Annotated in this window: 18 protein-coding genes and 1 pseudogene; 9 read left to right on the top strand and 10 right to left on the bottom strand. The window is 64.8% G+C overall.

Annotated features, from left to right (window positions below; genetic code table 11):
- Positions 1 to 33 precede the first annotated feature (33 nt).
- Both RO07_RS08580 and RO07_RS08575 read left to right on the top strand, forming a co-directional pair.
- Positions 34 to 687 carry a DsbA family oxidoreductase gene (locus tag RO07_RS08580; RefSeq protein WP_039409808.1) on the top strand — a complete coding sequence of 218 codons (654 nt, stop codon included), beginning with the start codon at positions 34 to 36 and terminating at the stop codon, positions 685 to 687.
- Positions 688 to 692: 5 nt separating this feature from the next.
- Entirely contained in the window at positions 693 to 2,099 is a 1,407-nt protein-coding gene (locus RO07_RS08575) for an MFS transporter (RefSeq protein ID WP_072636997.1), read from the top strand.
- 121 nt (positions 2,100 to 2,220) lie between these two features.
- Here the strand turns inward: RO07_RS08575 and RO07_RS08570 are convergent, their stop codons facing one another.
- Positions 2,221 to 2,646, bottom strand: coding sequence for a VOC family protein (locus RO07_RS08570; RefSeq protein WP_039409805.1), 426 nt, complete (start codon positions 2,644 to 2,646; stop codon positions 2,221 to 2,223).
- 297 nt (positions 2,647 to 2,943) lie between these two features.
- On the opposite strand from RO07_RS08570, the gene RO07_RS08565 reads away from it, so the two are divergent.
- Complete coding sequence (locus RO07_RS08565; protein WP_039409803.1) at positions 2,944 to 3,702, top strand: COG4705 family protein; 759 nt, start codon at positions 2,944 to 2,946, stop codon at positions 3,700 to 3,702.
- Here RO07_RS08565 and RO07_RS08560 read toward each other — a convergent pair.
- Positions 3,699 to 4,700, bottom strand: a complete 1,002-nt coding sequence (locus tag RO07_RS08560) for a GlxA family transcriptional regulator (protein WP_039409801.1) — start codon at positions 4,698 to 4,700, stop codon at positions 3,699 to 3,701. The genes RO07_RS08565 and RO07_RS08560 overlap by 4 nt on opposite strands.
- Before the next feature lie 48 nt (positions 4,701 to 4,748).
- Between RO07_RS08560 and RO07_RS08555 the strand changes: the two genes are divergently transcribed.
- A complete protein-coding gene (locus tag RO07_RS08555) occupies positions 4,749 to 5,915 on the top strand; it encodes a DJ-1/PfpI family protein (RefSeq protein WP_237171403.1) in 1,167 nt (388 codons plus the stop codon).
- 86 nt (positions 5,916 to 6,001) lie between these two features.
- Here the strand turns inward: RO07_RS08555 and RO07_RS08550 are convergent, their stop codons facing one another.
- Complete coding sequence (locus tag RO07_RS08550) at positions 6,002 to 6,763, bottom strand: hypothetical protein (protein ID WP_147284525.1); 762 nt, start codon at positions 6,761 to 6,763, stop codon at positions 6,002 to 6,004.
- 318 nt (positions 6,764 to 7,081) lie between these two features.
- Here RO07_RS08550 and RO07_RS26550 point away from each other — a divergent pair.
- Positions 7,082 to 7,165: pseudogene (locus RO07_RS26550) on the top strand (hypothetical protein); the annotation flags it as partial.
- Between the two features lie 139 nt (positions 7,166 to 7,304).
- Here the strand turns inward: RO07_RS26550 and glmS are convergent.
- Positions 7,305 to 9,134 (bottom strand): glutamine--fructose-6-phosphate transaminase (isomerizing), encoded by a 1,830-nt coding sequence (gene glmS, locus RO07_RS08540; RefSeq protein WP_039409796.1) that lies wholly within the window; start codon positions 9,132 to 9,134, stop codon positions 7,305 to 7,307.
- Between the two features lie 152 nt (positions 9,135 to 9,286).
- On the opposite strand from glmS, the gene RO07_RS08535 reads away from it, so the two are divergent.
- The 4 genes from RO07_RS08535 to RO07_RS08520 all read left to right on the top strand — a co-directional run bounded on the left by RO07_RS08535 (position 9,287) and on the right by RO07_RS08520 (position 13,145).
- A complete protein-coding gene (locus tag RO07_RS08535; RefSeq protein WP_039409793.1) occupies positions 9,287 to 9,772 on the top strand; it encodes an Lrp/AsnC family transcriptional regulator in 486 nt (161 codons plus the stop codon).
- 103 nt (positions 9,773 to 9,875) lie between these two features.
- Entirely contained in the window at positions 9,876 to 10,643 is a 768-nt protein-coding gene (locus RO07_RS08530; RefSeq protein ID WP_039409790.1) for a DeoR/GlpR family DNA-binding transcription regulator, read from the top strand.
- A gap of 81 nt (positions 10,644 to 10,724) precedes the next feature.
- Complete coding sequence (locus RO07_RS08525; RefSeq protein ID WP_052267136.1) at positions 10,725 to 11,708, top strand: glycerophosphodiester phosphodiesterase family protein; 984 nt, start codon at positions 10,725 to 10,727, stop codon at positions 11,706 to 11,708.
- 201 nt (positions 11,709 to 11,909) lie between these two features.
- Positions 11,910 to 13,145: a porin gene (locus tag RO07_RS08520; protein ID WP_039409787.1), complete on the top strand. Its 1,236-nt coding sequence runs from the start codon at positions 11,910 to 11,912 to the stop codon at positions 13,143 to 13,145.
- Positions 13,146 to 13,205: 60 nt separating this feature from the next.
- Here RO07_RS08520 and RO07_RS08515 read toward each other — a convergent pair whose 3' ends face one another.
- The 6 genes from RO07_RS08515 to RO07_RS08490 form a co-directional block, all read right to left on the bottom strand.
- Positions 13,206 to 14,096 carry an AraC family transcriptional regulator gene (locus RO07_RS08515; RefSeq protein ID WP_072636996.1) on the bottom strand — a complete coding sequence of 297 codons (891 nt, stop codon included), beginning with the start codon at positions 14,094 to 14,096 and terminating at the stop codon, positions 13,206 to 13,208.
- An 86-nt stretch (positions 14,097 to 14,182) separates the two neighbouring features.
- Positions 14,183 to 14,473, bottom strand: a complete 291-nt coding sequence (locus RO07_RS08510) for a DUF4148 domain-containing protein (protein WP_039409785.1) — start codon at positions 14,471 to 14,473, stop codon at positions 14,183 to 14,185.
- A 307-nt stretch (positions 14,474 to 14,780) separates the two neighbouring features.
- Positions 14,781 to 15,269: an Rrf2 family transcriptional regulator gene (locus RO07_RS08505; protein WP_039409782.1), complete on the bottom strand. Its 489-nt coding sequence runs from the start codon at positions 15,267 to 15,269 to the stop codon at positions 14,781 to 14,783.
- A 173-nt stretch (positions 15,270 to 15,442) separates the two neighbouring features.
- Complete coding sequence (locus RO07_RS08500; protein ID WP_039414781.1) at positions 15,443 to 16,132, bottom strand: DUF2848 domain-containing protein; 690 nt, start codon at positions 16,130 to 16,132, stop codon at positions 15,443 to 15,445.
- A 22-nt stretch (positions 16,133 to 16,154) separates the two neighbouring features.
- Positions 16,155 to 17,396 (bottom strand): ABC transporter substrate-binding protein, encoded by a 1,242-nt coding sequence (locus RO07_RS08495; RefSeq protein WP_039409779.1) that lies wholly within the window; start codon positions 17,394 to 17,396, stop codon positions 16,155 to 16,157.
- A gap of 105 nt (positions 17,397 to 17,501) precedes the next feature.
- Complete coding sequence (locus RO07_RS08490) at positions 17,502 to 17,882, bottom strand: cupin domain-containing protein (RefSeq protein WP_039409776.1); 381 nt, start codon at positions 17,880 to 17,882, stop codon at positions 17,502 to 17,504.
- Between the last annotated feature and the right edge of the window lie 68 nt (positions 17,883 to 17,950).

Here is a 17,950-nt window from a genome sequence, read left to right as displayed (position 1 = left end):
TCATTGCCCGCGCCGTGACGGCGCCGCCAGATCATGCCCGCCAAGCTCAAGATTGACTTTGTCTCCGATGTCGCCTGCCCGTGGTGCGCCATCGGCCTTGCCTCGCTGAAAACGGCGCTCGGCCGCCTGGGCGACGAGGTCGACGTCGACCTGCATTTCAGCCCCTTCGAACTGAATCCCGACATGCCGGCCGAAGGCGTGCCGCTGGCCGACTACATGGCGCGCAAGTACGGCCTGTCACCGGAGCAGATGGCGCAGAACCGCGCGAACATCAGCGCCCGCGCCGAAGCCGAAGGCTTCCCGATGCGCCTCGATCTGCGCACGCACGCGTACAACACGTTCGATGCGCATCGCCTGCTGCACTGGGCCCAGACGGTTGGCAACGACAAGCAGCTTGCGCTCAAGGAAGCGCTGTTGCGCGCCTATTTCGTGGACGGCAAGCGCACGAGCGATCCGGAAGTGCTGGTCGATGCCGTGCAACAGGCCGGCCTCGACACCGCCCGCGCGCGCGACATCCTGGCATCGGACGAATACGCCGAACAGGTGCGCGCCCTGGAGCGTCACTACCAGAATCTCGGCATCCGCTCGGTGCCCGCGATCATTTTCAATAACCGCCATCTCGTGAGTGGCGGTCAACCGCCGGAAGTCTTCGAACAGGCCATCCGCCAGATTCTGGCCGAGGGCTGAGCGCCATGTCGTCACTCCCTCCGCCCGTCGGCGCACCAGTGGCCAGCGCCCCGCTTCCGGCGCAATCCCACGAGCCTCCCGCCACCGGTCGCGGGCTCGCGATGACGGCGGTCCTGCTCGCCGTCTCGCTGGCCAGTCTCGACACGGCCATCGCCAACACCGCCTTGCCGCAGATGGCGCTCGACCTGAAGACATCGCCCTCGGCGTCGGTCTGGATCGTCAACGCGTATCAGCTCGCCATGGTGGCAACGCTGCTGCCGTTCGCCTCGCTGGGCGAGCGCGTCGGCCACAAGCGCGTATTCATGGCGGGCGTGGCCGTGTTCCTTGTGGCGTCCCTGCTGTGCGCCCTCTCGCCGACACTCGGCTTTCTCGCGGCGGCGCGTCTGCTGCAAGGGGTTGGCGCGGCGGCCGTGATGAGCGTGAACATCGCGCTGATCCGCTTCCTGTACCCGGCGCATCAACTGGGACGCGGCGTCGGCCTGAACGCGCTCATCGTCGGCATCTCGTTCGCGGTCGGCCCGACGGTCGCCTCACTCGTGCTCGCGTTTGCGAGCTGGCCGTGGCTTTTCCTGATCAACGTGCCGACGGGGCTGCTGGCGCTGGCGTTCGCGCGACGCAATCTGCCCGACACGCCGCGCAGCGAGCACAGGCCCGACATGGTGGCCGCGCTGCTCAACGTGGCCACGTTCGCGCTGCTGATCTTCGCTCTGAGTCAAAGCGCGCAACAGGCCGACTGGCATCTGACGCTCGCCTGCTTCGCAGGCGCGCTCGTGTTCGGCTGGGCGTTGATTCGGCGCGAACGCGGTCATCGCGCGCCGATGCTGCCGGTCGATCTGCTGCGTCTGCCGGCGTTTGCGCTCTCGACCGTGACGGCTATCTGCGCGTTTGCGACACAGGGCCTGGGCCTCGTGTCGCTGCCGTTCTATTTCGAGAACGTGCTGCATCGCAGCCCGATCGAAACCGGCTTCCTGATGACACCGTGGCCGTTCTTCGTCGCGGCGATCGCGCCGCTGGCGGGACGCCTCTCCGATCGCTATCCGCCGGGCGCGCTCGGCGCGATCGGTCTGGCCATGCTCAGTGCGGGCATGGGCCTGCTCGCCGTCATGCCGGAGCACGCGCAGTTGTGGGACATCGGTTGGCGCATGGCACTGTGCGGGCTGGGCTTCGGCTTCTTCCAGTCACCGAATCTGAAGGCCTTCATGCACAGCGCACCGCCCGAGCGCAGCGGCGGCGCGAGCGGCATGGTCGGCACATCGCGACTGCTCGGCCAGGCGACGGGTGCCGCACTCGTCGCGCTGGCCCTCGGCCTGGCCGGCACGCACGGCTCGACGTGGGCGCTTGCATGGGGCGCGGCGTTCTCCGCCGCCGGATGCCTCGCGAGCGGTCTACGACTGGTCAAGCCGAAGGGCTGAGCGGGCTTCGCTTGCCGGTCCTTGCCGGTCCGACATGTCGACCCAACGCCCCGCCTTCGCGCGGGGCGTTGACGTTTCGCTGCTGTCTCTGTGCGTCAATCGCGCCGGATCGATACGTCGCCTACTCGGCTGGCGGCAACATTGCCGGATTGAAGACGACTTCCCAGAGATACCCGTCGGGATCGCGGAAGTACCCCGCGTAGCCGCCGTAGAACGTCTTCTGTGCGGGCTTGATCAACGTGGCGCCCGCATCGATGGCCTCGCGCATGACCGCATCGACCTCCGCCTCCGAAGTGACGTTGTGACCGAGCGTGATCGGGATCGGTTGCCCCGGTGCCAACGCGATCCCCGTGTCTGCCACCATGCTCGTGCGCGGCCACACGGCGAGCTTCAGGCCGCCACGCAAATCGAAGAAGGCCACGGCGCCGTGCTCGAACTCCTTGCCGATGATGCCCTCCGTCGGCAGCCCCAGTCCGTCGCGATAGAACGATACCGCGCGCTCGAGATTCTCCACCCCCAACGTCATCACTGAAATCGATGGTTTCATCTATGTCTCCGTTATCTCGTCCGTCATGGATGACAGTGCGAAACGCCAATACTCGCTCAAATTCCGGCCCGGGATCAATCGTTATCTGTGGCCTGCCCCAACGACGGACCTTCCCGAGACTATTCCGCTCCGCGCGGGAACTCGCCTTGCCACTTGGGAGAGGAAGCCACGAACGCCCGCGCCGACGTCGGCGAAATACTTAACCTATGCAAGAACTAAGAATAGAGGCGGAAACTGCACGCATTCTTCTTTGGCGCCGGCGAAGCGTTCGCGGGCGTCGTCACGACAGGTTCTGCCATGAATACAAACACTCGGAAGACGCTTGCGAAGGTGCCCGAGGTCACTCTCATGTTCTGGGTGGTCAAGATTGCCGCCACGACGCTGGGCGAGACCGGTGGCGATGCGGTGTCCATGTCGATGAATTTGGGATATCTGGTCGCCACGGTGATCTTTGCCCTGATTTTCCTGGTTGCCGTGTACGCCCAGATTCGCGCGAAATCGTTCCGTCCCGCGCTGTACTGGGCGACGATCATCGCCACGACTACCGTCGGCACGACCCTCGCCGATTTTGCCGATCGTTCGCTCGGCATCGGTTATGCAGGCGGATCGGTGCTGCTGCTCGCGTTGCTGCTCGGATCGCTGTGGGTCTGGTACCGGGCGATGGGGTCGGTGTCGATCGACACCGTCAATTCGCCCCGGGCGGAGGCGTTCTACTGGATCACGATCATGTTCTCGCAGACGCTGGGCACCGCGCTCGGCGACTGGACGGCGGACACGGCGGGGCTCGGCTACACGGGCGCGGCCATGATCTTCGGCGCGCTCCTGCTGGTCCTTGTGGGTGCGTATTTCTGGACGCGAACGTCGCGCGTCTTCCTGTTCTGGGCGGCCTTCATACTGACGCGGCCGCTGGGCGCCGTCGTCGGCGATTTTCTGGACAAACCGGTCAGCGCCGGTGGCCTTGCACTCAGCCGCTACTCCGCGTCGTTCGCACTGCTGGCCTTCATCCTGACCGCTTTGCTGCTGGTCCGGCAGCGTGCCGCGGCCAAGGCGCATTAGTCGCGATGCCGCCGCGCGCCGAAGCGCGCACGGTATTCGCCGGGCGTCACCCCGACATTGCGCTGGAATGCGCGATGCAACCCGTCGAGGCTCCCGAAGCCCGCTCGCTCGGCCACCCGGGCCGACGGCCAGTCGGATGTCTCGAGCAACCCCTTCGCGCGTTCCACACGGGCGGACTCCACGAACGCCGCGGGCGTTGCATCGACCGTCTTGCGGAACAGGCGCGAAAGCGTCCGCTCGCTGACACCCAACCGCGCCGCAAGCGCGATCGCGCTCAGATCGCCAGTCGGGTTGTCGATGATGCTTGTCAGGAGTTTTGCCACTCTCGGGGTCGCATCCGCCTGCATCCGCAATCCCGTGCTGAACTGACTTTGGCCGCCGGGGCGCCGCATGAAGAGAACGAGCTCCCGCGCCACTGCCAGCGCCGCCGCGGAACCACAGTCCGCCTCCACCATGGCGAGGCTCAGATCGATGCCGGCCGTCGCCCCCGCCGACGTGTAGAACGGGTGTTCGTCGACGAAAATGGCATCCGGTTCGACGCGCACGGCAGGCCGAAGCCGAGCGAGCAGATCGCAAGCGTTCCAATGCGTCGTGGCGCGGCGTCCGTCCAGGAATCCGGCGGCCGCGAGAACAAACGCTCCCGTGCAGATGCTTGCGATTCGGCGCGTCCCCCGCGCCCTTGAGCGAAGCCAGGGCAGCACGCCCGCCTCGCTCGCGGCCTCGCGCAGCGCGCGTTCGCTGCCCCCTCCCACAAGAATCGTATCGACGCGTTGCGCCACGGCATCGAGCGCGACCGCGCCCGCGAGTTGCAAGCCCGCATGCGTGGCGATTTCTCCTCCGGTTTGCGACGCAAGCGTAATGCGGTACGGCGGCACGGACGGCGGACGGTGACGATTCGCAACGGCGAAGACCTCCATCGGACCGACAACGTCGAGTGTTTGAACACCGTCGAAGCCAATGACGACGATTTCGCGGACAGATGAACGTTTAGGCGGCATGACGAAGAGAATGGCAGAAATTGCGACTATATTGTCCTTTCAGACAGCATGATGCATGTCACCATCCCGGCTGACAACTCACCGGCTTGCAACACCGTGCATATCACTCATCGATTCGGTATTTCCGCAGCCATCGTCGCCGCGACATTGGCGTGCGGCGGTTCGCCTGCGTCCGGTTGGGCGAGCGACGCGGGGCACATCGAAAGCGAAGCCTCTTCGGTGCTGCGCGTTCCGCCGCCCAAGGCGGGGCGTGCGCGCGCCACGGTCGCGATCCTGGCCGACAACAAAGGCACCGAAACGACCGACTTCATCGTCCCGTACGGAGTGCTGAAGGCGTCCGGCGCCGTTGACGTGGTGACCGTCTCGACGGAACCCGGTGTCGTCGAGCTCATGCCGGCGCTGCGCGTGGTCGCGGACATGAGCACCGAAGGCTTCGATTCGGCGCAGCCCCAAGGCGCGGACGTGGTCATCGTGCCCGCCATGCACGACGACGAAAATCCCGCCGTCGTGACATGGATACGCGCGCAGGCAAGCAAGGGCGCGCTCATCGTGTCGATCTGCGAAGGCGCCGCCGTGGTGGCGAACACCGGCCTTCTCGACGCTCGCACGGCGACGTCTCACTGGTATGCGCTGCGCAAGCTCGAACGCCAACATGCGCGGACGCGCTGGATCAAGGACCGCCGCTACGTGCAGGACGGGAATGTCGTGACGACGAGCGGTGTCACGGCCTCTCTCCCGGCATCGCTCGCGCTTCTCCAGGGCATGGCGGGGGCCGACGTCGCGAAAGCGACCGCGCAACGCCTGGGGGTCGCCACATGGAGCGCCGAGCACGATAGTACGCCCTTCAAACTGACGTCGCAGCATGTCTTCACCGCCGCCAGGAACTGGCTGCCATTCTGGCGCAACGAAATCATCGACATCCCGGTGACATCCGGATTCGACGAAATTGCCCTCGCGCTCACGGCCGACGCATGGTCCCGAACCTATCGTTCGAAGGCGGTCGCTTCGTCGACGGACACCGTCAAGTCTCTGCGTGGACTGACGCTGGTGCCTACCCGGGAGACGGACGCGGCGGCGCACGTCGTACGCCTACGGAATCCCGCGGCCGCAGCGCTCGACATCGCGCTACGCGACATCGACTCGCGATACGGCAGAGCCACGTCGCACTTCGTCGCCCTGCAACTGGAATACCCGCTGCCGTCCCTGGCGCAGTGAACGCCGAGGCATGATGCGGGCCCGCATCATGCCACCGCCGAAGCCTCATGCGGCATGTCTTCCTATGGAACGCCGATGTGCGTATTTCAGAGTTTTGTTGTTAGAACGCCGGGGTTGGCGAGATGGGCCGAGAGTGCAGACTTGTATTCGGGGAATTTGGAGAGCTTCTTGTCAAATGTCTTCTGAAATTCCCGTGCGCGCAATTTCTTAAGCCAATTACTGCCTGTCCCGATAGCGAATTTTTCCCTCACGCCAATCAGTTTCTTCGCAGCATCACTTGACATTTTTTCATCGGAATACTTGGCGTTCGGCAGCGATTTCGCCACGTACGACGCGGCCTCCTTATAGGACGCGGTTTTAATATTCCCTTTTTCGTTCGTGTCACCAGCGAAAGACGCAAATAGCTCATGCCAATGAGAAGGTTGGGTCCATGGGGCGGTCGCGGTGCACATCTCCTTGACAACGCTGCGATGGCTCTCCCCAGCAGGCCGAACAGCCGTGCATTGCATCAGGGCGGTTCGGCACTGAACTGCCGCCCTTCTGCTTACAGGATCGTCACCGGCCGTGGTAACCAAACGATCCGCATGCTCCGCCAGCGTTTTGGCGTCTGACTCTGGCAATTTGATAAACCAACGCTCTCCACTCTCCGTCATCAATATTTCGGCCGAACCGGAACGAACAGCGCTGCTGACAAGTTGTGCTGTTTCTAAGGCGCCAGTCGATCGTGAATGTTGGTCACGGAGCTTACGCATCGCGTCCTGTGACTGCGAAATGGCGTCGTTGGGAGCGCCAATGTTGTATTCCGCTAAGCTTCTCAAGAACAGCGCACTAGTCAGTTCAACACCCATATCTGCAACCTCCAAAAAATGAAGCTGATGAGACGGACTTCCAACACACTCAAGCGGAACAGCTCATGCCGCATGTCGACTTGAGTGAGTAAATTACTAGCGAAGCCAATGGAACAGTTGCAAATAATGACCAAGTCATGCAAAGAAAGCGCCGCGTGGCCTGGTGACGGAACGCACAGACTTGCCGCCGGCGTACCCGTGCACCGGACGCTTTTCAAGCGATTGATCGCCGGTGGATGGTAAGCGCGTGACGGCACGGGGGCGCTCTTCGATAGCGCTATCGGCGGCGCGGGCATTTCGCTGCAACCTGCTTGGACGGTGGTCGAGCCGTTGGCACGCGGACAGTTGGTACGTGTGCTGCCGAACTACGCCGGCCCGGCGCAACATTCACACCTGTTGTATGCCCCGCGCCGCCACCAGCCCCTGCGCGTAAGCGTGCTCGTGGATTTTTTGAGCGAACGGATCGCGCAGTTGCCGGGCAGCAATGCGTCGGCTGCGGGCGCGCGCGGCCCCGTAAGCCCCGCCGCACCGCCCTTCCCCTTCACTCCACCGTCACCGACTTCGCGAGGTTCCGTGGCTTGTCCACATCGGTGCCGCGCGCGACGGCGGCGTGGTAGGCGAGCAGTTGCATCGGGATCGTATGCAGGATCGGCGAGAGCAAACCGTAATGCTCGGTCAGACGAATCACGTCGATGTCCGGGCCGGGCGACAGGCCGCAGTCGCTGTCCGCGAAGACATACAGTCGTCCGTTGCGCGCACTCACCTCGTGCATGTTCGACTTCAGCTTTTCCAGCAGACGATCGTTCGGCGCCACGGCGACCACGGGCATCTCGTCGCTCACGAGCGCCAGCGGCCCATGTTTGAGCTCGCCCGCCGGATAAGCTTCCGCGTGGATGTACGAGATCTCCTTCATCTTCAGCGCCCCTTCCATGGCGACCGGATAGTGCAGGCCACGGCCGAGGAAAAGGATGTCCTGGCGACGCGTCAACTGCTCCGCCCACGCGATGATCTGTGGTTCGAGCGCCAGCACGTTTGCCATCGCATCGGGCAAATGCCGCAGCGCGCGCAAGTGCTCCTGCTCGTCCTCCTCCGACAACCGCTTGCGCGTCTGCGCCAGCGTCAACGCCAACAGGAACAGCGCAACGAGTTGCGTCGTGAAGGCCTTGGTCGACGCCACGCCGATCTCCACCCCGGCACGCGTAAAGAACGTCAGTGCACACTCGCGCGCCAGCGCGCTCGTCGCGACGTTGCAGATCGCAAGCGTGTGCACCATCCCTTGCGCCTTCGCAACGTGCATGGCGCCCAGTACGTCGGCCGTCTCGCCGCTTTGCGAGACTGCCACGACGAGCGTGTTCGGATTGGGCACGCTGTCGCGATAGCGATACTCGCTCGCGATCTCCACGGCAACGGGCAATTGCGCGAGGCTCTCGATCCAGTACTTGGCCGTCAACGCCGCGTGATAGCTCCCGCCACACGCGAGCAGCAATACCGAATCCACGACGTTGAACACGCGCCACGCATTGTCGCCGAACAGCTCCGGCATGATGGCGGTCACATCCATCAATGTGTCCGCCATGGCCCGCGGCTGCTCGAAGATCTCCTTCTGCATGTAGTAACGATACGGCCCGAGGTCCGCCGCGCCGCTGTGCGCCGCCACACGGTGAACCGCGCGCTCCACGCGCTGGCCCCGCGCATCGACGACCCAATAGCGGTGGAGCTGCACGTCGGCCACGTCGCCGTTCTCGAGATAGACGATCCGGTCCGTGACGTTGGCGAGCGCGATGGCGTCCGACGCGAGGAAGTTCTCGCCCTCGCCCACCCCGACAACCAACGGCATGCCGTCGCGCGCGCCCACGAGACGATGCGGCTCGTCGCGGCAAACCACCGCGATCGCATAGCTGCCTTGCAGCTGCGCAGCCGCGGCCTTCACCGCTTCGAACAGATCGCCGTCGTAGAGATGATCGATCAGATGCGCGATCACTTCGCTGTCCGTCTGACTCGCGAACGCGTAGCCGTGACGCTGCAGCATCGCACGCAACGCCTCGTGATTCTCGATGATGCCGTTGTGCGAGAGCGCAATGCGCGGCGCATCCGCGCTCGGCGAGAAGTGCGGATGCGCGTTGTCCGTCACGGGCTTGCCGTGCGTTGCCCAACGCGTGTGCGCAATGCCCGTGTACCCCGTCAGCCCACGCTGCTCGATTTCCGCCTGCAGATGCGCCACCCTCTCGACGCTGCGCGCACGCACCAGCGCACCGTCGAGATACAACGCCACACCACACGAGTCGTAGCCGCGATACTCCAAGCGCCTCAGCCCGTCCACCAGATTGGGCACGATGTCCCGCTGCGCCACCGCGCCGATGATTCCACACATAACGCCTCTCCAGAATGGGTCTCGCAAGTCAGTGAGGCGATGGTAAAGTGAGCAAACTGAAATTAATGATCAAAATAAATTTATAAATGAAATTAAAATTCACAATAATAGTTATGTGAAATTTAATTTCAAACCATCCTTCGGAAATCGATATGGCAAGCGTCACCCTCGACGATCTGGACTTGCGAATCCTCGGCGCGCTGCAAGCCGACGCCTCCCTCTCGAACCTGGAACTGTCGCGACGCGTGCACGCGTCCGCGCCAACCTGTCTGCGCCGCGTGCGCGCCCTGCGCGAAGCGGGTGTGATTGCGCGGCAGATCGTCATCGTCGATCCGTTGACACTGGGGCCGTCGCTCACGGCGGTCGTGGAAGTCAGCCTCGACCGGCAGGCCGCCGAAGACTACGACGCCTTCGAGTCGTACATCTGTGCCGAAGCCGCGGTGACGCAGTGCTATCGCGTCTCGCCGGGCCCGGACTTCGTGGTGATCGCCGAGGTGCGCGACATGGCCGAGTACGACGCGCTCGCGCGGCGTCTGTTCAAAAGCTCGGCGAACATTCGCAACGTGCGCACGTTCTTCTCGACGCGTTGCGCGAAGTTCGAGGCGAACGCCCCGGTTCGTCCGAACGTTTCCCGCTGATCGAGAATGTTCATTTGAACATTCGACATCGTCATTCGAATGTCATGCGTGGCTGTCAAGCTGGCGCCCATTCCAGAACGAATGCGCGCCACACGACCGCCCGATGGACCTCTCCGAACGTCAGACCCGTATCGTCGCCCTGTTTCGTCAGCATGGCGAAATGAGCGTCGATGCGCTTGCCGAGCACTTCAGCGTCGCCACACAGACCATCCGGCGCGACGTGAATGCCCTTTGCGAGGCCAACGTACTGCGCCGCTACCACGGCGGCGCGCGCCTGCTCACGCCGGGCCCGAATCAGCCCTATGAAGTGCGCCGTGTACGCAACCTCGGAGGCAAGCTGCGCATCGGTCTCGCCGCCGCCGAACGCATCCCGGACGGCGCCACGGTACTGCTCGGCATCGGCACCACGCCCGAACAGGTCGCCGTCGCGCTCGTGCATCGCAAGCGGCTGTGCGTCATCACGAACAATCTGCGCGCGGCACTCGTGCTTGCCAGCAATCCGGAACACCGCGTGATCGTGCCGGGCGGAGAGCTGCGCTCGCCGAATCCCGAGATTCTCGGCGACGAAGCCGATCGGCTGTTCCGCGCCTACCGTGCCGATTTCGGCGTGTACAGTGTGGGGGGCATCGACGAGGACGGCACCCTGCTCGACTACGAACGGCAGGAAGCCGCCTCTCGCGAAGCGCTGCGCGAGGCCAGCCGATACCGCATTCTCGTCGCCGACGCGTACAAGTTCACTCGCCGGCCAAGCGTGCGCGGCGGTCAGCTCGGCGAGCAGGATCTCATCATCACCGACGCGCCACTGCCCGCAACGTTGTGCGACGGGTCGGGTGCGCCGGGCGTATCCACCCCCGAAATTCTCTGCGTCTGACACGACGCCGATACCGATATCGATACCGACGCCAGCGCCGACACGGCCCTCAACTCCTTCACGCGACTCTCGAGATTTCCCATGCCATCCGCCTCGCTCCCGCCCCACCCCGTCCCCGCGTGGGTACGCCTTGCCGCGATCCTCGCCTGCTCCCTCGGCACGCTTGCGTCCCCGGTCGCCAGCGCCGCGCCGTTGATCGTCGCGCATCGTGGCGGCACGGGCGACACGCCCGAGAATACCGTGCAAGCCTTCACCAACTCGTTGAAGAACGGCGCGCAGGCGCTGTGGATGACCGTGCAGGTCACACGCGACGGCGTGCCCGTGATGTACCGCCCCGCCGATCTCTCCGCACTGACCGACGGCCGCGGCAAGCTCGCCGACGTCGACTATGCGGACGTGCGCAAGCTCAACGCCGGCTACGCCTTCTCGCGCAAGTCGGCCGATGGACGACCCACCTATCCGTATCGCGACCATCCGCTGCCCGTACCCACGCTGCGCGAAGCGCTCTCCGCCGTGCCAGCCGACGTACCGGTGCTGCTCGACCTGAAGCAGACGCCCGCCGCGCCGCTGGTCGAAGCCGTCATCCAGGTGCTCGACGAGACGAACGCCTGGTCGCGCGTTCGCCTCTACTCCACGGAGGCGGAAGCGACCGATCGACTGCGCGCGCGCCGCCCTCAGGCCCAATTGTTCGAATCGCGCGACGCCACGCGCAACCGTCTCGTGGCCGCCGCCCTTGCCGGGCAATGCGCTTCGCCGCCCGCACCGGGCACGTGGGCCGGCATCGAGCTTCATCGGCAAGTCGAAGTCGTGGAGCGCTTCACGCTCGGCGAAGGCGTTTCGAAGGTCGTCGCGAACTGGTGGACGCCGGCGGCCGTGCAGTGCTTCAAGTCGCGCGGCGATGTGCATCTCGTCGCGTTCGGCGTCGAAACGCCGCAAGACTTCGAGGCGGCGTCGCAGCTCGGCTTCGATGCGGTCATGACGGATTCGCCCGCTCGCCTGCGCGCCGCATTGGCCGGACAGGCGTCGGGCGCCGCGCTACCCGCCGCAGCGGCTGCGGCGAAGTAAGCGAAGGAAAAAGGAAAGACGCGGCAGACCGCACGCCCCCGGTCGCCGCGGCTTCACAGCGCCAGGGTTTCACGGGTACGCCGGCTGATTCGATCGCATTACCGTTAGGACTACGAATTTTATACGCGACGAAACCACAGAGGGTATCGCCCCTGAAATACACGTCGCTCTTCATCGTCACACAAGGGAAATCCATACACCATGAAGACTCACTCTCGCTCTCCTCTCGCCCGCGCGCTGGCGCTGGTCATCGGCTGCGGCGCGGCATCGCTCGCCCATGCCCAATCGAACGTCACGCTGTACGGGATCGTCGATGGCGGCATCGGCTACGCCAGCAATGTCGCCTCCGTGACGCGCGCCGGCGCCGCCGGTCGCCCGGCAACGGTCGCCGGCGCGTCGAACTACGCGTTCCAGAGTGGCACCTGGCAGGGCAGCCGCTGGGGCATGCAGGGCACGGAGGATCTGGGCGGCGGGCTCAAGGCGCTGTTCCGGCTCGAGAACGGTTTCAATATCGGCAACGGGACCGCCAGCCAGGGCGGCGCGGAGTTCGGCCGCCATGCCTATGTCGGCCTGCAGGACAAGGCGTACGGCACCGTGACGCTGGGCCGCCAATACGATCCGCTGATCGATCTGGTCGGCTCGGTCGGCGGCACGGCGCTGCTCTCGGGCGTCGCCGCGCACCCGGGCGACGTCGACAACCTCGACCACAGCTCGCGCGTGAACAACAGCGTGAAATACCGTTCACCGACGTGGGGCGGCTTCACGTTTGGCGCCATGTACGGCTTCGGCGGCCAACCCGGCACGATGGGCCGTCAGAACACCTGGGGCCTCGCCGGACAGTACGCCAACGGTCCGATCACGTGGGGCGTCGGCTACTCGCACGCCAACAACGACAAGGCGAGTGCCACGGACACGACCATCGGCAGTTGGGCGGGTTCGTCCGAATCGGCGTTCGCTTCGTCGATCAACGCCGGCTACGCCAGCGCCAAGGCGCGCGACATCGTCGCCACCGCCATGACGTACCAGATCGGCGACACCACGCTGGGCGCGAACTATAGCCACACGGAATATTCGCCCGGCGCCTACTCGCGCTTCACGCGCACGGCGAAGTTCGACACGGTCGGCGTGCTCGCGATGTATCGCTTCACGAACGCCTTCCGGCTGGGCGGCGGCTACAGTTTCACGAAGGTGAACGCTCCGGCCGCGAACGTCTCGGGCGCGAAGTATCACCAGTTCAACCTCGCGGCGTTCTACAACCTGTCCAAGCGGACGGAGCTGTATGCGCTGGCGGGCTACCAGAAGGCGTCCGGCAGCACACTTGACGCCTTCGGCAACGTGATCGACGCCACGGCGTCGGTCGGCGATGCGGCAAACGGCATGTCCTCGGCAACCAACTCGCAGACCGTCGTGCGACTGGGGGTGAGCCACGTGTTCTGAGGCAAGCGCGCCGACACTCGCGCCAGAATGCGGAAATGCCCGGCGTTTGCCGGGCATTTTTCATGCGGCTTGCGCTGGCAGCGCGGGCACGAGCGTCACGCGCGGCGGCGGGAGCCTCGTGACGGCGTGCATCTGCGCGCGCAGCCAGTCGCGCGGACTGGCGCCCGTCTTGCGCCGAAACGCCCGTGCAAGCGCCGACGCGCTGTCATACCCGACCTCCTCGGCCACGCGCGCGATCGGCTGGCCGTCGCGCAAACGCTTCTGCGCCAACCCGATACGCCAATCGAGCAGATAGTCGGCTGGCGATTGCCCAACGATCTCGCGGAACTGCGCCGCGAAATTGGCGCGCGACATGTTCGCGGTGCTCGCGAGCGATTCGACGGTCCAGGCTTCGCCCGGCTGATGGTGGATGGCGTTCAGCGCACGCGCGAGACGCGGATCGGCCAGCCCGGCCAGCATGCCGTGGCTCACGATGCGCTGCTCCAGCACATGACGCAGCAACTGGATGACGAGCAACTCGAACAGTCGGTCCATCACCGCGAGACGCCCGCACTGCGCCCCGAACGCCTCGGCGAACAACCAGTTCAGCGTGAGTTCCAGCGTGGAAAGGGATTGGGTCGGGAGGACGAGAAACTCGGGCAGCGCCGCCACGAGCGGGTTGTGATGCCCACCGTCGAACGACAACGAGCCGCACACGAGTTCGGTGCGATCGCCCTCTCCCGCAAGCAACTGGTGACGATTGCGGCGCGGAAAGAAGATGAGCGACGGCTCGACGATGTCCTGCCTCGAACCGTCTTCGAGGACCAGTTCGACTTCGCCCGCTCGCAGCAAGTGCAAATGCCCGCCATCGTGGGCATCGACACCGTAGCTGGCAATGCCGCACAGGCCGCCGCTATGAAACACACCGGCGCGCACGCCGAAATTCGAAATCAGGGTGGAGAGCCGATCCATGACGCACTCATGACATTAACCCGGTGCGCCGATTATGGAGGATTTGTCCGATCCTTGCCGGGAACGGCTCAACCCCGTCGAACCACTTACGCGCGACCGTCGCTCACGTTGTCGGACGTGCCGATCTCCGAGCGCACTTCCGCGCGCGAACGGCCGACCGAGGAGCGCTGCTGCAGCAGCGACGGGTAGGTTTCCAGCGATTGGTCGAGTTGGCCCGACGCACGTGCCTGACGCAGTTCCTCGCGCACTTGTGCGCGCGTCAACCTTTGCGAGACAGCCGGCTGGCCGGCGTCGGCGACTTGCGTTTCGGCAAAGACCGGTGCGGAGACCAGCGTAGCGGTGGCGATCAGGGCAGCGGCGAAAAGACGAGCGTTCATGGTAAATCTCCTTTCGATCGGCATTTGGCGATTAGCGAATGCCGTATGTCGTTTCCATTGGGCGCCGGCCTCGGAGTCCGGATCGGCGCCGCTTGGTATGACTCAAGATTACGAAAGGACAGCTCGAATTTCGCGGCTGCGCGTCTGCAAGATGCGACCAATCGTCCAGAACACGGCTTGGCCATTGGCCCACGCTATCGGGACGATAGAGAACGTCGATATACCGACGGGAGAGCGCGCGCACCGCCTCGAGAAACGCAGCGACGCCGCGCGGGATCGGTGCAGTATGGGCGCAGGATTTCCGCGATTACGACGTGGCGGCGCGCCGCCTGACCTTGATATCGGCCAAGGGCACGGCCGCGACCGCGCCGCCGAGCAGCCTGCGCAGCACGCCGGGCTTGTCGACCAGATCGGCCAGCGTGTAGCGGTCGAGCACCTCGAAGTAGGCGCGCAACGCCTCGCCGAGCACGCCGCGAAGGTAGCACGCCGAGGTGATGACGCACGCGTTGTCGTCCTGATGGAAGCACTCGACCATGGCAAAGTCGGGCTCCATCGCGCGCACCACTTCCCCGAGGCCGATGCGCTCGGGCCGGCGTCCCAGGCGAATGCCGCCCGAGCGGCCGCGCACGGTGTGCAGGAAGCCCAGTTGGCCGAGCTTCTGCACGATCTTGACAAGGTGATTCTTGGGAATGTCGAAGGCGTCCGCCACGGCCTGCACGTGTACCAGTTCGTCGGGATGCACCGCAACGTAGATCAGAGTGCGCAGGCTGTAATCGGTGTGGTCGGTGAGTCGCATGTCACGGCCCAGACGTCGGCGGGAACGGGCGGGCGGCACACGCGCGTATGGCTCAGGCGCCGCTCAGAATGATGATGCGAGCCAGTTTAACATGGCTTGCGCAGGCATCTTATGTTCGCGCCACCGCCCATGCCGCCCCGCAGGGCGGCAAACCGCCGTCGTGATGCATGCGCTCACCCCACGACCGGCAGCGGCGTGATGCCGTAGCCGTGTTGCAGGCGACGGCCCAGCACGGGGTCCTCGAGCTCGAAGTCGAAGCGCTCGGCCGAGCGAATGCCACCGATCGCCGCGAGCGTGCCGCACAGCATCGCCGTGCCGTCCTCGAACCGGCCACCCGCCGCGGCGAACTTCTCGAGCAGATCCTGCGGCGAGCGCATCGCCGTCACCGGCCCGTGCTGATACAGCACCTTCTCGCCGCCAATGTTGGCGTAGCTGCGCAGCACGAGCGCGTCCCAATGCGCCTGCACTTCGGCGAGCGGCCACAGCACCGTCGCGCACGGCTTCTCGCACATCTGTTTCGACACCGTCACGCCGTACGTCTCGACCTCCCGGTCGGTGTGGTCGGACGCCACGCCGACATATGTCTCGCCACCGCTGCGCACGAGCAGGAATTCGACTTCGCCGCTGCTCGCGCGGCCACTCGCCTCGATGTGCGCCTGCGTGGTTAGGCGGTCGCTCGACACGCGATAGAACATCGGCGTCGCGGCCGGACGCTTCACACCCAGCGCTTCCAGTTCGCGGATGTGATGCTCCATCGCTTCGGCATCGCGTCCGGTCCAGCCCGCGATCACGAGCTGCTTGATGGCGATGTCGCGATCGACCGCGCCGTTCGCCGTTTGCACTACAAAATGCATGAGATTCATCTTGCCGACTCCGGTCATGACCTTACTTCTTGATGAAAGCGCACTGGCTCTGGGCGAGCGGACGGAAGGCCTCTCCGGCGGGAATGGTCTGCACGACCTTGTAGTAGTCCCACGGCTTCTTCGACTCCTTGGGCGACTTCACTTCGACGAGGTACATGTCGTGCACCATCAGGCCGTCTGGGCGGATCTGCCCGCCCTTGGCGAAGAAGTCGTTGACCGGCGTCTTTTTCATCGAGGCCATGACCGCATCGGCGTCGTCCGTGCCGGTGCGCTGCACGGCCTGCAGGTAGTGCATGACCGACGAGTAGGTTCCCGCATGCACGAGCGTCGGCATCTTGCCGGTCTTGGCGAAGAAGCGCTGCGCCCAGGCGCGCGAGGCGTCGTCGCGATCCCAGTAGAACGCCGTGGTGAGCGTCATGCCCTGCGCCGCTTCGAGACCCAGACTGTGGATGTCGCTGATGAACATGTGCAGGCCGGCGATTTTCTGTTTGCCCGGACCGGTAATGCCGAATTCGCGAGCGGTTTTGATGGCGTTGACCGTGTCGGCGCCCGCGTTGGCCAGCGCGATGACCTTGGCGCGCGAGGCCTGCGCCTGCAACAGGTACGACGACAGGTCCGACGAATTGAGCGGGTGTTTCACGCGGCCGACGACTTTGCCGTTTACGTGCTGCAGTGCTTCGCTGGCGTCCTTGTCGAGCGACGCGCCCAGCGCGTAGTCCACCGTCAGGAAGTACCAGCTGTTCTCGCCGCCGCGCGTCATGGCCTTGACCGTGTTCGACGCGAACGAGTACGTGTCGTACGAGTACTGCACCGTGTATGGGGAACACTCTTCGTTGACGAGCCGCGTGGTGCCGGCCCCCGTCACGATGGCGATGCGATGCTTGGCCTTCGCCACGTTGGACACCGCCAGCGCCACCGACGACGGCAGCAAATCTTCGACCACGTCGACCTGCTGGTTGTCGAACCAGTCGCGCGCGATGGTCGCCGCCACGTCCGTCTTGTTCTGATGGTCGGCGGAGATCACCTTGACGGGCACGCCGTTGACCTTGCCGCCGAAATCGTCGACCGCCATCTGTGCCGCGATGACGGAGCCCTTGCCGCCGATGTCGGAGAAGATCGACGACATGTCGGTGAGCACGCCGATCTTCACCACCCCGTCGCTCGTCTTGCCGGGCTGCGCCTGTGCGGGGAACGGAATGGAGAACGCGGCGGCAAGCACCAGCGAAGCGAATGAGGCAAGACGACGTACGCGAGACGTGGACATGGTGTTTTCCCGTTGGCCTGAAGCGGTTTGCGTGTGAGTGACTCTCTCTGCCGGCGCGGGAACGCCCTCACGTTCGCCGCGCCGAATGCCCTTGCCTTGAACGAATCAGGCCGGGTCGTAGTAATGAATTTCGAGAAGCAGACAACCGCCGTTCGACTTGAACGGCCCATGGAACGCGCCGGGCGGGCGGCACGCGTACGTGTTCGGCGCGAACGCCTCGCCCCCATCGCCCTGCGCGTCGTTGCCGACGGTCAGATCGCCCGAGACGAGGTAGACCTCCTCCCAGTACGTATGCACGAACGGCGCCTTGGTATAGATGCCCGGCGCGAAGCGCAGCAGGCGCGTACGGCTGCCGGCGCGCTTTTCCTCGTCGAGCGAGCCCGCGAGAATCTTCTGTTCGATGCCGGGCGGGTAGCCGGGAGGCACCTCCCAGCCGTTTTTCATATCGATGGTATGGAACTCGTCGTGCAGCTTGTTGATTGCCATGGAGACTCCTTGTCTGTGTCGTTGGCAGTGAATCGTGAGTCGTGAGCGCGGATCGTGAAGCGCCGACG

It is taken from the genome of Pandoraea pulmonicola (assembly GCF_000815105.2).
Lineage (GTDB): Bacteria > Pseudomonadota > Gammaproteobacteria > Burkholderiales > Burkholderiaceae > Pandoraea > Pandoraea pulmonicola.
Note: the sequence above shows the minus strand (reverse complement) of the source record. Positions and strands in the feature narration are given on the sequence as shown.

Bases quoted from the DNA above. Each gene is read 5' to 3' on its own strand.
- RO07_RS08580 (WP_039409808.1), top strand. From the start codon at position 34: ATGCCCGCCAAGCTCAAGATTGACTTTGTCTCCGATGTCGCCTGCCCG.
- RO07_RS08575 (WP_072636997.1), top strand. From the start codon at position 693: ATGTCGTCACTCCCTCCGCCCGTCGGCGCACCAGTGGCCAGCGCCCCG.
- RO07_RS08570 (WP_039409805.1), bottom strand. From the start codon at position 2,646: ATGAAACCATCGATTTCAGTGATGACGTTGGGGGTGGAGAATCTCGAG.
- RO07_RS08565 (WP_039409803.1), top strand. From the start codon at position 2,944: ATGAATACAAACACTCGGAAGACGCTTGCGAAGGTGCCCGAGGTCACT.
- RO07_RS08560 (WP_039409801.1), bottom strand. From the start codon at position 4,700: ATGCCGCCTAAACGTTCATCTGTCCGCGAAATCGTCGTCATTGGCTTC.
- RO07_RS08555 (WP_237171403.1), top strand. From the start codon at position 4,749: ATGATGCATGTCACCATCCCGGCTGACAACTCACCGGCTTGCAACACC.
- RO07_RS08550 (WP_147284525.1), bottom strand. From the start codon at position 6,763: ATGGGTGTTGAACTGACTAGTGCGCTGTTCTTGAGAAGCTTAGCGGAA.
- glmS (WP_039409796.1), bottom strand. From the start codon at position 9,134: ATGTGTGGAATCATCGGCGCGGTGGCGCAGCGGGACATCGTGCCCAAT.
- RO07_RS08535 (WP_039409793.1), top strand. From the start codon at position 9,287: ATGGCAAGCGTCACCCTCGACGATCTGGACTTGCGAATCCTCGGCGCG.
- RO07_RS08530 (WP_039409790.1), top strand. From the start codon at position 9,876: ATGGACCTCTCCGAACGTCAGACCCGTATCGTCGCCCTGTTTCGTCAG.
- RO07_RS08525 (WP_052267136.1), top strand. From the start codon at position 10,725: ATGCCATCCGCCTCGCTCCCGCCCCACCCCGTCCCCGCGTGGGTACGC.
- RO07_RS08520 (WP_039409787.1), top strand. From the start codon at position 11,910: ATGAAGACTCACTCTCGCTCTCCTCTCGCCCGCGCGCTGGCGCTGGTC.
- RO07_RS08515 (WP_072636996.1), bottom strand. From the start codon at position 14,096: ATGGATCGGCTCTCCACCCTGATTTCGAATTTCGGCGTGCGCGCCGGT.
- RO07_RS08510 (WP_039409785.1), bottom strand. From the start codon at position 14,473: ATGAACGCTCGTCTTTTCGCCGCTGCCCTGATCGCCACCGCTACGCTG.
- RO07_RS08505 (WP_039409782.1), bottom strand. From the start codon at position 15,269: ATGCGACTCACCGACCACACCGATTACAGCCTGCGCACTCTGATCTAC.
- RO07_RS08500 (WP_039414781.1), bottom strand. From the start codon at position 16,132: ATGAATCTCATGCATTTTGTAGTGCAAACGGCGAACGGCGCGGTCGAT.
- RO07_RS08495 (WP_039409779.1), bottom strand. From the start codon at position 17,396: ATGTCCACGTCTCGCGTACGTCGTCTTGCCTCATTCGCTTCGCTGGTG.
- RO07_RS08490 (WP_039409776.1), bottom strand. From the start codon at position 17,882: ATGGCAATCAACAAGCTGCACGACGAGTTCCATACCATCGATATGAAA.